10 protein-coding genes are annotated in these 12,444 nt (G+C 73.8%); 2 read left to right on the top strand and 8 right to left on the bottom strand.

Features of this window, described 5'->3' with window-relative positions; genetic code table 11:
* Positions 1–43 precede the first annotated feature (43 nt).
* Positions 44–955 carry a LysR substrate-binding domain-containing protein gene (locus BLV24_RS21540; protein ID WP_176954701.1) on the top strand — a complete coding sequence of 304 codons (912 nt, stop codon included), beginning with the start codon at positions 44–46 and terminating at the stop codon, positions 953–955.
* On the opposite strand, the gene BLV24_RS09915 is transcribed toward BLV24_RS21540, so the two are convergent.
* From BLV24_RS09915 to BLV24_RS22830, 4 genes are all read right to left on the bottom strand, one after another.
* A complete protein-coding gene (locus BLV24_RS09915) occupies positions 928–1,593 on the bottom strand; it encodes a DsbA family oxidoreductase (protein WP_092681213.1) in 666 nt (221 codons plus the stop codon). The genes BLV24_RS21540 and BLV24_RS09915 overlap by 28 nt on opposite strands.
* Positions 1,594–1,737: 144 nt before the next feature.
* A complete protein-coding gene (locus tag BLV24_RS09910; RefSeq protein ID WP_092681211.1) occupies positions 1,738–2,439 on the bottom strand; it encodes an RES family NAD+ phosphorylase in 702 nt (233 codons plus the stop codon).
* Positions 2,436–2,939: an MbcA/ParS/Xre antitoxin family protein gene (locus BLV24_RS09905; RefSeq protein WP_092681209.1), complete on the bottom strand. Its 504-nt coding sequence runs from the start codon at positions 2,937–2,939 to the stop codon at positions 2,436–2,438. Before BLV24_RS09905 ends, BLV24_RS09910 begins: the two co-directional genes overlap by 4 nt.
* Before the next feature lie 84 nt (positions 2,940–3,023).
* On the bottom strand, positions 3,024–3,983 hold the full coding sequence (locus BLV24_RS22830) for an AEC family transporter (protein ID WP_092681207.1): 960 nt from the start codon (positions 3,981–3,983) through the stop codon (positions 3,024–3,026).
* 104 nt (positions 3,984–4,087) lie between these two features.
* Here BLV24_RS22830 and BLV24_RS09895 point away from each other — a divergent pair, with 104 nt between their 5' ends.
* Entirely contained in the window at positions 4,088–4,972 is an 885-nt protein-coding gene (locus tag BLV24_RS09895; RefSeq protein ID WP_092681205.1) for a LysR family transcriptional regulator, read from the top strand.
* 26 nt (positions 4,973–4,998) lie between these two features.
* Here BLV24_RS09895 and BLV24_RS09890 read toward each other — a convergent pair whose 3' ends face one another.
* From BLV24_RS09890 to BLV24_RS09875, 4 genes are all read right to left on the bottom strand, one after another.
* Positions 4,999–6,150, bottom strand: coding sequence for a CaiB/BaiF CoA transferase family protein (locus tag BLV24_RS09890; RefSeq protein WP_092681203.1), 1,152 nt, complete (start codon positions 6,148–6,150; stop codon positions 4,999–5,001).
* A 1,069-nt stretch (positions 6,151–7,219) separates the two neighbouring features.
* A complete protein-coding gene (locus tag BLV24_RS09885; RefSeq protein WP_092681201.1) occupies positions 7,220–8,185 on the bottom strand; it encodes a hypothetical protein in 966 nt (321 codons plus the stop codon).
* A 136-nt stretch (positions 8,186–8,321) separates the two neighbouring features.
* Positions 8,322–9,626 (bottom strand): replication-associated recombination protein A, encoded by a 1,305-nt coding sequence (locus tag BLV24_RS09880; protein WP_092681199.1) that lies wholly within the window; start codon positions 9,624–9,626, stop codon positions 8,322–8,324.
* Positions 9,627–9,977: 351 nt separating this feature from the next.
* Complete coding sequence (locus BLV24_RS09875) at positions 9,978–12,302, bottom strand: molybdopterin-dependent oxidoreductase (protein ID WP_092681197.1); 2,325 nt, start codon at positions 12,300–12,302, stop codon at positions 9,978–9,980.
* Between the last annotated feature and the right edge of the window lie 142 nt (positions 12,303–12,444).

Genomic DNA, 12,444 nt, shown 5'->3' with positions numbered 1-12,444 from the left:
TCAAACGATTTCGCCGCGGGGTATTTTGAGGCAGGCTCAACCCATGACCACTCGCCGCCTGCCGCCTCTTCCCGCCGTGCGCGCCTTCGAGGCCGCCGCCCGCCACCGCTCCATGACCCGTGCGGCGGAGGAGCTGGGCGTCACGCCCGGCGCCGTCAGCCGGCAGGTGCGCGACCTGGAGGCCCGCATGGAGGCCCCGCTTTTCCTGCGCCGCGCCACCGGGCTGGAGCCGACCGAGGCCGGCGCCGCGCTCGCCGCGGAACTGGGCGAGGCGCTGGACCGCATCGCCGAGGCCGCCCGCGGCGTGCGCCTGCGCCGGCCGCGCCGGCTGAGCCTCGGGGTCTACGGCTTCTTCGCCTCGCGGTTTCTGATGCCGCGTTGGACCGCGATGCGCGCCGCGTTCCCGGACCTGGCGATGGACCTGCACACCTCCTCCAACCCGCTGGAGCTGACGCCGGGGCGGTTCGACGCGGCCATCGTGGTGTCGGACGGGGCGCCGCGCTCGGGGCTGGTGACCCGACGGCTGCTGCCGATCGAGACGCTGCCGGTCTGCGCGCCCGCCCTGCTGACCGCCCTGATGGCCGACGGGGCCCCGGATTTCGCCACGCTGCCCCTGCTGCACGCCCGCCCGCGGCCCGACGACTGGCGGCGCTGGCTCGACCATGCCGGCCTGCGCCACGTCCCCGCCGATGGCGGATCAAGCTTCGAGAGCGCCGGGCTCGCGATCGAGGCCGCCGCCACCGGGCTCGGCGTCGCCATCGGCATCGCCGCCCTGCTGGGCCCCGAGATCGCGCGCGGCGCGCTGGTCGCCGCCCACCCCGCGCGCCGTCCGACCAAGCGCTGGTTCGTGCTCCAGCACGCCCGCCGGGCCGCCGAGGAGCCCGCGCTCGCGGCCTTCGCCGACTGGCTTGCGGCCGAGGCCGCGGCTCAGGTGGCGGCGGGCGCCTCGGCGTAGCGGCGCAGGAGCACGGCGTAGCTGTCCTCGCCCTGGGCGCCGGGGACCAGCCGCCGGCCCTCGAAGATCATCGAGGGCACGGCGCGGATGCCGCGTTCCAGCCACTCGGTCTGATGCTCGCGCACTTTCCCGGCCCGCTCGCCCGCATCCAGCATCGCCCGCGCGGCCTCCGGGTCCAGCCCGACGCGGCCGGCGACCTCGGCCAGCAGGGCGGGGTCGGAGACGTCCTCGCCGCGGGTGAAGAAGGCCTCGAACAGCGCCTGCTTGGTCTCATGCGCGCGGCCCTGCTCCCCGGCCCAGTCGATCAGCTGATGGGCCTTGAACGTGTTCCGCATGCGGCTTTCGTCCGAGTAGTCGAAGACGAAGCCCAGCCCGGCCCCGATCTCGGTCATCCGGTCGCGCGCGGCGCGGGAAGACTCGGCCGAGGCGCCGTATTTGCGGGCCACATGCGCGCGCAGGTTCTCGCCCTCCGCCGGCATGTCGGGGTTCAGCTCGAACGGATGCCAATGCACTTCGACGGGGATGCCGGTGGCGGCCGAGGCGGCGGCGAGCTGGCGCCAGCCGATCACGCACCAGGGGCACACGACGTCGGAGACGATGTCAACGCGGACGGGGTCGACGCGGACGGGGGCGGGCATGGCGGAAACCTCCGGTTCGGGTTGTTCAGCATGACTTAGCATGTCCGGCGCGCCGGGTCAGGCCGTCGCGAAACAAGGCCGCGTGAGCCCTTCGGCGCCCCTTCGGGGCATTTCCATGTCTCCGGCCGCAGGCGGCCTTCGGGATCAGGGCGCTTCGGTCAGCGTGCGCACCACGACCTTGCCGGTCTCGGGCACGTCGATCTCCAGATGCTCGGCCTGGACCACGTCCTGCACGTCCGGGGGACGGAAACAGACCCAGTTCGCGTGGCCGGGCCGCCGCACGCTCTCATAGCGGATGCCCGAGAGGCCCAGCCCCGGCCCCTGGTCCCGCACCCGCCGCCCGAAGGCCTGCGGGACGGGATAGCGCGCCGGGTCCGGGTCGTGGAACTCCGGCGCCGCGCCGAACACGTCCGCATAGCCCCCCGCCAGCCGCGCGGCGTAGCGCCGATAGGTCTGGGTGATGCGCGGCAGGGCGGAGCGCGCGATCTCCGCCCGCAAGCCGTTGGCGATCTCCAGCACCGCGGTGGCGGGCGCGGTCGAGGCGTACCAGGCCCCCAGTTCCGGCCCCGAAAAGCGCAGCCCGGCGGGGGAGCCGTGCAGGAACGCCGCCATCACCACCGAGGCGTTGGGCCGCCCGAACACCCATTCGTCGCGGGACAGTTGCGCCAGGCGGGGGGCGGAGAGGCGGTCGTTGGTCCAGCCCTCCAGCTCGAACAGGGCGTCGAGGTCGTCGGGCGAGGCCGCGTCCTCGAAGGCCGGGACCGGGGGGAAGCGGGAGGGGATCAGGCGGGTGGTGACGGGCGGCGCCTCGGCGACCGGGAAGGCGGCGGGGTCGGGCGCGCTCATGCCCAGACGAGGTCGTCTTCGGCGACGGGCGCGAAGCCCCCCGCGCCGCCCTGGCCCGGATGCCCGCCCCGCCACGCGTCGAGGTAACGGCGCACGGTCAGAATGCCGTCCTGCGCCCCCTCCACCATGAATTCCAGCGGCGCCGCGCCCTGGAACACGGTCCCCCTATGCGGCCCCTGCAGCCAGGCGAGCCCCTGGGCCGGATCGGAAAACAGGATCGCCAGCGCCTTGCGCACCCCCAGCACCGCCGAGATCCGCAACAGCGTGTCGAGCGGCAGGGACAGCGTCTCCCCCGCCTGCGCCTTGCGCATCCACTGGTGATAGGTGGAGCGCGCGGGCTCCCCCAGCAGGGCGAGCCGCTGGCGCTCGGTCAGGCCCCAGGCGTCGGCGATGGCGCGGAAGGCGCGCAGGCCCGGCCCGCTGACCCGGGCGCGGTCGGCGGGACCGATCCGGCGGAATTGCGGGCCCGCATCGGCGGGCAGGGGGGCGGCGCGGCGCATGGCGGGGCTCTGTCGCAACGGAATGTCCAGATATGGACATAAGCGCCGAATCCGGACTTCGCAAGCCCGCAAGCCCGGGCCGCGTCAGACCGGCGGACCCTGCGAAACCGCGAGATAGAGCGACAGGGTCACCATCGACAGCGCCGTGGTGGCCAGCACCACCCGGCTGGTGAGCCGCGCCTCGCGCCCATAGAATTCGGCCAGCATGAAGGGCCCGGTGCCCGTGGGCAGGGCCGCGAGCAGGACCGCCAGATGCACCATCGGCGCCGGCAGGCCCAGCATCGGCCCGGCGATGACCCAGGTGGCGGCGGGATGCGCGATCAGCTTCAGCGCCACCAGCCCGCCCGCCGTTCGCGGCCCGCAAGTCGCCGCGCCTTCGTCCTTTTCCCCGTCCCCCGCCAGGAACAGCCCCAGCGCGATCAGCGCGCAGGGCGAGGCCGCGCCGCCCAGCAGGTCCAGAAACCGCTGCATCGGCGCGGGCGGCTCGAACCCGGTCAGCAGCGCCGCAGCCCCCAGCGCGGGCGCGATCAGCAGCGGGTTTCTCGCCAGCGATTTCGCCGTGCGCCAGGCCACCAGATGCGGCCTCGCCCCCGCCTGCAACCCGCACTCGATCAGCACGATCGCCACCGCGAACAGCACCGAAACCGTGAGGATGGTGGCGACCAGCGTGGCGCCCATGCCGGTCTCGCCCACCACCGCCAGCACCAGCGGGAAGCCCATGAAGCCGGTGTTCGCATAGCTGGCGTTGAGCCCGTCGATGGCCGCATCCGCCAGCCCGCGCCCCTGTCCCATGCGCATCGCGAGGGTGAAGGCGAAGATCGCCGCGCAGCCCGCCCCGAAAGCGAGGATGAAGCGGGGCTGCCAGATCTCCGCGATCTCCGCGCCGGCCATGATGTCGAACAGCAGCGCCGGCAGCGCCAGCCACACCACCAGGCGGTTGACCTCGCGCGTCGCGGCGGGGCCGAGCGCGCCGGTGCGGCGGGCGACCCACCCCGCGAGGATCAGGGTGAAGATCGGCGCCACGACGAACAGGTGGGAAATCATCGGGGGCCGACGCCTCGCTGAGGTGGATCTGGCTTGAGGATAGCGCAGGGGATCAATACCCTCCAATGCAGGTTTCGGCCGGAATCAATGCACGGAGCGCATGGATGGACACGCGGCAGATGCGCTGGTTCGTGGCGCTGGGCGAGACGCTGCATTTCAGCCGCGCCGCCGAACGGGCGAACATGAGCCAGCCCGCCTTCTCCCGCCGCATCGCGGAGCTGGAGCGCGCGCTGGACGTGCGGCTGGTGGAGCGGGACTCGCGCCATGTCGCCCTGACCCCGGCCGGGGCGCGGTTCCTGGAGGATGCGCGCGACGTGCTGGCCCGCTTCGACGCCGCCTGCCGGGACGCGCGGCTGGTGGCGATGGGCGAGAAGGGCGTGCTGCGGCTGGGCTTCATGATGCATGCGGCCCACCGCCTGGTGCCGGAGCTGGCCAAGCGTTACGCGCAGGTCCGCCCCGATGTGCGCCTGGCGCTGGAGGAGACGACGCCGGCGGAGATCGAGGTGAAGCTGGCCCGAGGAGAGCTCGACGCCGCCGTGACCTTCCGCGGGCGCCCCGAGCCGGGGCTGGAGACGCTGCTCCTGCTGCGCGACAAGCTGCGGCTGGCGATCCCCCGGGGGCACCGGCTGTCGAGCCTCGCCGCCGCCACGCCGCAGGATCTTGCGGACGAGCCGCTGATCGCCGCCCCGGCCTCCGTGGTGGCGCCCCTGCGCGAGGCGATCGAGGGCTGGTTCGCGCAGGCCGACGCGCCGCCGCCCCGCTTCGCGCTGGAGCCGCGGTTGCAGCACACCATCCTGCGGCTGGTGGCGGCGCGGCTGGGGGTGGCGCTGGTGCCGGCCTCGATCTGCGACACGCGGATTCCGGGGGTGGACGTGGTGATGGTGAAGGAGTCGCCGAAACTGGAGGTGGTGCTGCAGGCCCCGCGCGACGCCGCCAACCCCGCCGTGGCGCCGCTGCTGGCGCTGGCGCGGCAGGGCGTGCCGGCATAGCCGGGGCGCCGGACCCGACCCGCGCCCTAGCCGGGCGGGGCGGCGAGGAACTCGGCGTTGTGTTCGCCCAGCCGCGGGGGCGGTCCGCCCTCGATCGGGGCCTCGCCCAGCCAGCGCCAGCCGGCCCCCAGCGCGCCGCCGCCGCCGGGCAGGTCGATGCCGCCCATGCGGGGGTAAAGCTCCGAGAGGTATTCGTGCAGGTCGCGGACCCGCGCGGCGGGCACGCCCTGCGCGATCAGGGCGGCCTCCAGCGGCGCGGCCTCGGCGCGGGCGAAGGCTTCGGCGAGGCCGGCGCGCAGGGTCTCGCCCGCCATGTCGGCCAGGAAGGCGCCGTCGGGCAGGCCGTCCGGCAGGTGCGGCGGGGCGGAGAGGTCGGGCCGGTCCAGCACGGCGCATAGCCGGCGGAACTGCCCCATGGTGTTGGCGGCGACCGAGACATGGCCGTCCCGCGTGGCGAAGGTGTCGGCGCCGGGACTGCCGACGAAGCCGCGATTGCCGATGCGCGGCGGCGGTTTGCCGGTGGCCCGCACCTGCGCCACGGTCCCCGCCATCAGCAGCGCCGCGCTGTCGGCCATGGAGACGTCGAGCGTGATGTCGGCCTGATCCCCCCGCGCGCGGCGCAGCAAGGCCGCGAGGATCGCCGAGGCCGCGGTCATGCCGGTGGCGATGTCGATGACCGGAAAGCCGACCTTGATCGGCGGGCCGGACGGGTCGGTCCCCTGCAGGGCCATCATGCCGGTCGCGGCCTGCACCACGTGGTCATAGGCGCGCAGGCCCGCCATGTCGCCGCTCTGCCCCCAGCCGGAGATGGAGCAGCAGACGATCCCCGGCCTGGCGGCCCGGATCGCGGCGGGGTCGAGCCCCAGCCGCGCGGCGGCGCCGGGGCGGAAGTTCTCCACGAACACGTCCGCGGTGGCGACGAGGCGGAGGAGGTCGGCGCGCCCCGCCTCGGATTTCAGGTCCAGCGTGACCGACTTCTTGCCGGCGTTGAGCGCGGCGAAACCCGGCGTGATCCCGCCCAGTTCCGGGCGGGCGGCGAGCGCGCGCATGACGTCGCCATGGCCGGGGCGCTCGATCTTGACGACCTCGGCGCCGAGGCAGCGGAGCTGGTGCGTGGCGAAGGGGCCGGCCAGCACATGCGTCAGGTCGATGACGCGGAGACCTTCGAGCGGGCGCATGGCTCACCCCCTCCGGGGGGGCTGCGGGGCGGTGTCGGGCATCTGGGTTTCCTCCGGCATGCGGGCGCGCGCTCTGACGGCGCGGTCCCGCGAGATGGGGTCAGGGGGGCGTCGGGGGGCGCGGTTCCCTGGCGGGGCTGGGCATGGGGGCGGCGCGGCCGGCCGCGACCCGGGCGCGGGCGCGGGGCGCGGTGGTCTCCGTCCGCCGGCGCGCCGGGGGGGCGGAGGGCGCCGGGAGGACGGCGGCGGCGGGCTGAGGGTCCATGCCATCGACCGTAATCGGGAATATCGGCGCCGCAAGCGATCTCTGCGAACGGAGCGGGGATCGGAGGGCGGCGGCGGCGGCGCAGGGGATGGCCGATGCGCCGCGCGCATGACGAAAACCCGCGCAGGACGGCGCGGAGATGCGGCCGGGCCATCCGGCCCCGGTCGAATTCAAGCCAGGCGCGAAGCTGCAAGCGGCCCGGGGCCCCGCTTGGATCGAGACCCCGGGCCGCTCTGGGCGCGCCCCCGGACCCTCGCGGAGACAAGGGGTCCGATAACGCGCCGCGGCGGAGCGTTCTTCGGCGTCTCCGGCCGATCCCTCGCGACCGCGACCCCTCTCGGGATCTGGAGCGTCCCCACGGCGCTCCGGTCGGGTCGGGCTCGGCCTCGTGCCGACGACTTGGGGGGGCGCCCCGCCGCATCTCCGGTTCAGGCGACCGGTCCGGCCGCCACGCTCAGGCCGTCGCGCCCCGACGGCCAACCCCGAAAGGCATCCCCGAGGCCCATCCCCGTTGGCGGGGCGGAACCGTCGCCACCGAGGGCGACCAAGGCGCGCGTCGGGCCGCGCGCCGGATCGCGAAGCGCGCGGCCTCGCGGCAGACGCTTCAACCCGGAGCAAGGGGGGGCGAAGCGCCTGTGGTCAGAAGGTGCGGGTCGGTGCGCGGCGAGGCAATTGGCATCCTTGGATAATGCGCTGGCATCTTTGGAAGAGTGGTATTCGTCTTTTGTAATCAGGGCCTTGGTGGCGCGTGCGGGGGCGCCTTCAGGCGGCGGATTTCCCGCGCGGACGCGCCTGAAAGGGGTGTCAGAGCGTGCGCAGCCAGAGCCGGTCGGCGATCTCGACCAGCGACGCGATCTCGGAGACCCGGTTCGGGCCGTCGCGCTCGTCCGCCTGACGCAGCCAGCGTCCGAGGTCTTCGGCGAAGCCGGGCGCCTCCCCGATCGGCAGGCCCAGCGCGTCGAGATCGGCGGCGATCCCGGTCTCGTCCTCCAGGTAGCGATTGCTCTCGGCTAGCCGGTCGACGGCCAGGTCGGGAATGCGCAGCGCGGCGATGCGGGTCGCGAAGGGCCGCTGCGCGCCGGGTTGCAGCGACACGAAGCCGGTCTGGAGGCCGGCCAGCAGGCTGCCGGGCAGGGTCGGGCGGACCAGGGCCAGGTAGCTGGGGGACAGGGCCCCGTTTTCATTGCGCAATTCGCCGGACAGGCCCTGCGCGCTCTCCTCGATCAGGCCCGACCAGACGGCGCGCACGCCGGCGAAGGTCTCTCCGAGGCGGGCGGGGTGGCCGGGCTCGGCGGGGTTGGAGGGCCCGAGGGCCAGGTCGCTGCGGATGAAGCGGCCCTCGTAATAGGGCGACTGGGCGAGGCTGTAGACCGCGAAACGGCCGGGCAGGAAGCCGTCCTGTCCGGAGGGCGCGGCGTCGTCCGGGGAGGAGGCTATGGCGGTGCGCAAGGCGGCGGCGGCGGCGCCGTGGCGGGCCTCCAGCGCGGCGACGAAGGCGTCGAGCTCGCAGGTGGCGAGCCATTCGCTGGACCGCCCGGCATCCAGCAGCCTCGCCCATTCCTCATAGAGCTTGGCGGAGCGCGGCGCGGCCCGCCCCTGCATCCATTTGTAGGACCGGGCGATGTCGAAATCAGTGTTGGGGTCGGCCTCGCGGAACAGGGCGTCGAGCGCCTTCTGGTTGTCGCAGCCGAACAGCATGGCGGTCAGGCGCAGCTTGGCGCCGAAATCCCGGAGCTGGCTCGGCCTGCTCAACAGGCGACGGTTGTCCATACGTGGAACGTCTTCCCCCTTGTCGGCCGGATTGCCCCTTGCGCGCAGGAACTTACATGGAGAGCCGGCGCCGGAGCAATGCCGAACGGGCGGCGTTCGGACGGGGCGCCGCAAGGGAAGGCGCCGGGAGGAGGCGTCAGAATCGTCGGGGGGTGCGGATCCCCGCGGCGCTTTCCCAGAACGCGTCGGCGCGTTTCTCGAAGGTGGCGGCCTGCCGCGCGTCGCTCTGGTAGAAGCGGCCGGGTTCGATCCCCGGCGCGTGCTCCTGCGCCACCCAGCCGGCGGGGGCGTCATGGGGGAAGCGGTAGCCGACATGGCCCAGCGCCTTGGCCCCCGTGTAATGCGCGTCGCGCAGGTGCGGCGGCACGGGGATCGGGGGCTCGGACGAAACCGCGTGCATGGCGGCCCCGATCCCCCGGCAGGCGGCGTTGGACTTGGGCGCGCGGGCCACGTGCAGGGCGGCGTGGGCGAGGATGATCCGCGCCTCCGGATAGCCGATCATCGCCACCGCCTGCGCCGCCGCCACCGCGGTCTGCAACGCGCCGTTATCGGCCAGCCCCACGTCCTCGGAGGCGTGGATCATGATGCGCCGGGCGATGTAGCGGGGGTCCTCGCCCGCATGGATCAGCCGCGCCAGCCAGTAGAGCGTGGCGTCCGGGTCCGATCCGCGCATGGATTTCACGAAGGCCGAAACCACGTCGTAATGCATGTCGCCGGAGCGGTCGTGGTTCACCGCCGCGGCGCGGTAGGCCTCTTCCAGCATCGCCTCGGTGATCTCGACCGGCCCGTCCCCCTCATGGCCGAGCGCGAGGCTCTCCAGCGTGGTCAGCGCCCGGCGCGCGTCGCCGCCCGAACGGCCGGCGATCAGGCGGATCTGCTCGGGGGTCAGCGTCGCCTCGATCCCCGCGGCGCGCAGGTGGTCGAGCCCGCGGCGGACCACGCGCTCCATGTCCTCCAGCGACAGGGGCTCCATCTTGAGGATGATGGAGCGCGAGATCAGCGCGGGCGGCAGCGCGTGATAGGGGTTCTGGGTGGTGGCCCCGATGAAGTCGGCGATCCCGTCCTCGCAGATCGCCAGCAGATCGTCGGCCTGGGTGGCGGAGAAGCGGTGCACCTCGTCCACGAAGATCAGGATCGGGCGGACGCGGGCCTCGTCGGCGAGGGCGCGGATCTCCTTCACCCCGGCGCGGGTGGCGTGGAGGGGGCGGAATTCCTTGCCCTGCATCCCCCCGACCGCCCGCGCGATGGAGGTCTTGCCGATCCCCGGCGGCCCGTAGAGCACCACCGAGCCGACCCGGCGCGCGGCGATGCGCCGGCGCAGGATGGCGCCGGGGGCGACCAGCGCGTCCTGGCCGATGACATCGTCAAGCGAGGTCGGGCGCAGCGCGGCGGCGAGCGGCTGGTCGCGCGGATCCCGCGCCGTCTCGAAGAGGTCGGTCATGGCGGGCGTCTCCGGGCGCGAGGGCGTGGCGGCTCCGCCGAGGGATAGGCCAGCCGCGCGCCGGGCGCGAGCCCCCCCGCGGGCCTGGTCGTCGGGTTCGGTCGGGGCGGGGGCGTCGCCGGGCGGCCGCTCCGGAAGGTCAGGGCCCGCGCGGGAGGGGGGGCGGCCGGGACAGGGCCGAAGCGGCCTCATCGCGCAGCCTGGGAAGCCGGGTCGAGCGGGCCTGCGCCCCGGTTCTCGTCGCCCATCAGGCAGCGAGGCGATGTTCCCCCCCCGCGCGGGAGGGGCTGCGGCTCACGCCCCCGACCGGGCGGGACGCGCGCCGGGTCAGGGGGGCGCGATGCCGCGCTTTCAGTCCTCCGCCGGGACCAGCCTGGGCGGATCGAAGGCCTGCACGCGGGGGGCGGGGGCGGTCCAGGCCTCCACCTCGACCAGGCAGGACTGCGCCGAGCAGCCCTGACCCAGCTTCGACGTGCCCTCGTCGCGGGTCAGCACGTTGGGGTTGCCATGGCGCTCGGGCGCGGAGGGGTCGGACAGGTCCGGGTCGAACCACGCTCCCGTCGGCATCCGCGCCACGCCGCGCAGGATCCCGTCCGAGACCCTGAGCCCCGCAAGGCACGCGCCCCGGTCGTTGAACACCCGCACCACGGCGCCGTCCGGAAGGCCGCGCGCCGCCGCGTCGTCGGGATGCATCAGCAGTTCGCCCCGCCCGTCGCGTTTCGAGTCCTGCGCCGGTCCGAACCCGTCGAGCTGGCTGTGCAGCTTGTCCTTGGGCTGGTTGGACAGAAGGTGCAGCGGATAGGCCCCCGCCGTCCCCGCCCATTCCCGCGGCGCGATCCAGACCGGATGGCCCGGGCAATCCGCATAGCCGAAATCCGCGATGGTCTTCGAGAAGATCTCGATCCTGCCCGAGGGCGTGCGCAGCGGCTTGCCCAGCGGATCGGCGCGGAAATCGGCCATCAGGTCATGCCGTTCCGCCGGCTCGGGCAGCTTGAAGAAACCCTCGGCGCGGAAGGTCTCGTAATCCGGCGGGTTGATGCCGCGCCAGGACAGTTCCGAGCCGATCTCGTCGAAGAGCCGCCGCAGCCAGCCGTCCGCGTCCAGCCCTTCATGGAAGGTCTCGCCCGCGCCCAGCCGGTCGGCCAGCGCCGAATAGATCGCGAAATCGTCCCGCGCCTCGCCATGGGCGGGCACCGCGCGCTCCATCGACAGGATGTAGCCGTCGCGCGAGGTGCCGCCGATGTCGTCGCGCTCCAGCGGGATGGTGGCGGGGAAGACGATGTCGGCATGGCGCGCGGTGGCTGTCCACCAGGGCTCGTGCACGATCACCGTTTCCGGGCGCTGGAAGGCGCGGCGCAGGCGATTGAGGTCCTGGTGGTGGTGGAACGGGTTGCCGCCGGCCCAGTAGACCAGCCGGATGTCGGGATATTCGTGCGCCTTGCCGTCGTAATGCAGGGTCTCGCCGGGGTTCAGCAGCAGGTCGGCCACGCGGGCCACGGGAATGCGCAGGTCGCCCTCGCGCACCGGCACCGGCAGGCCGGGCAGGGGGGTGCGGTAGCGCGCGCCGCCGATCCCGCCCATGGAGCCGTAGCCGAAGAACACCCCGCCGCCGGGCAGGCCGACCTGCCCCAGCATCGAGGCCAGCGCGATCAGCGCCCAATAGGGCTGTTCGCCATGATCGGCGCGCTGGATCGACCAGGTGGCGGTCAGCATGACCCGGGCGCCGATCATCGCGTTCGCCAGCTCCGCGATCTCCGCCGCGGGGATGCCGGTCAGGTCGGCGGCCCATTCGGGGGTTTTCGCAATGCCGTCGGTTTCGCCCCGCAGATAGGCGCGGAACGGCGCGTAGCCCTCGACATGGGAGGCTAGGAAGCCCGTGTCCTCGGCCCCGCGGTCCTGCACCACGAAGGCCAGCGCCAGGATCAGGGCGGCGTCGGCGCCGGGCCGGATCGGCAGCCATTCCGCGGCCACGCCCTCGGTGTCGGAGCGCAGGGGCGAGACGTTCAGAACCCGCGTCTTCGCGCCGTCCAGCAGCGCGGCGACCCGCCCGAAGGCGTGCTGGCCGAAGCCCCCCGACTGCACCCGCCAGTTCTTGGCGTTGAGCCCGCCGAAGGCGACCAGCAGGTCGCAATGCTCGGCGATGTTGCGCCAGTCGGTGCCCATGCCCATCACCGCCTCGTTCGAGCCGAGGACGTGCGGCAGCAGGGTCATGCCGGCGCCGTAGCTGTAATTCGTCACCTGCCCGGTGCAGCCGCCCAGCGCCCACATGAAGCGCCGCGTCAGCCCCTGCGCATGGTGCATTCGCCCGGCCCCGGACCAGCCGTAGGAGCCGCCGAAGATCGCCGGCGCGCCGTGATCGCGCCGCACCCGCGCCAGTTCGGAGGCCGCGAGGTCCAGCGCCTCGTCCCAGGGCAGCTCGACATAGGCGTCCTCGCCGCGCAGGCCCTGGGGGATGATCCGCCCGTTCTTCTCGGCCCGTTTCAGCCAGCCGCGCCGGACCGAGGGCCGGGCGACGCGATGGGGGGCATGGGCGGCCTCGGGCCAGGCGGCGACGGCGTCGAGGTCGGGGGCGGCGTCCTCTTCGAAGGGCGCGACGCCGACGACGCGGTCATTCTCCACCTGCGCCCAGAAGGCGCCGGTGTGATGGGCGGAACGGAATCGCTGGCGGGCGGTCATCGGGGCGGTCTCCGGCAAGGCTTGTGCGGGACCACATCAACACCTTCGGGGACGAGGCCGCAACCTCCGACCGGGGCGGAGGACGGGCCGCTCGCGCAGGGGTTTTGTGCGGCGCAGCGCGTTCGCCGAGCCCCGCGCGCCG

Origin of the sequence: Albimonas donghaensis, assembly GCF_900106695.1 — a bacterium.
GTDB classification, from domain to species: domain Bacteria; phylum Pseudomonadota; class Alphaproteobacteria; order Rhodobacterales; family Rhodobacteraceae; genus Albimonas; species Albimonas donghaensis.
The sequence above is the reverse complement of the archived record's forward strand: the minus strand, read 5'-3'. Positions and strand labels throughout refer to the sequence as shown.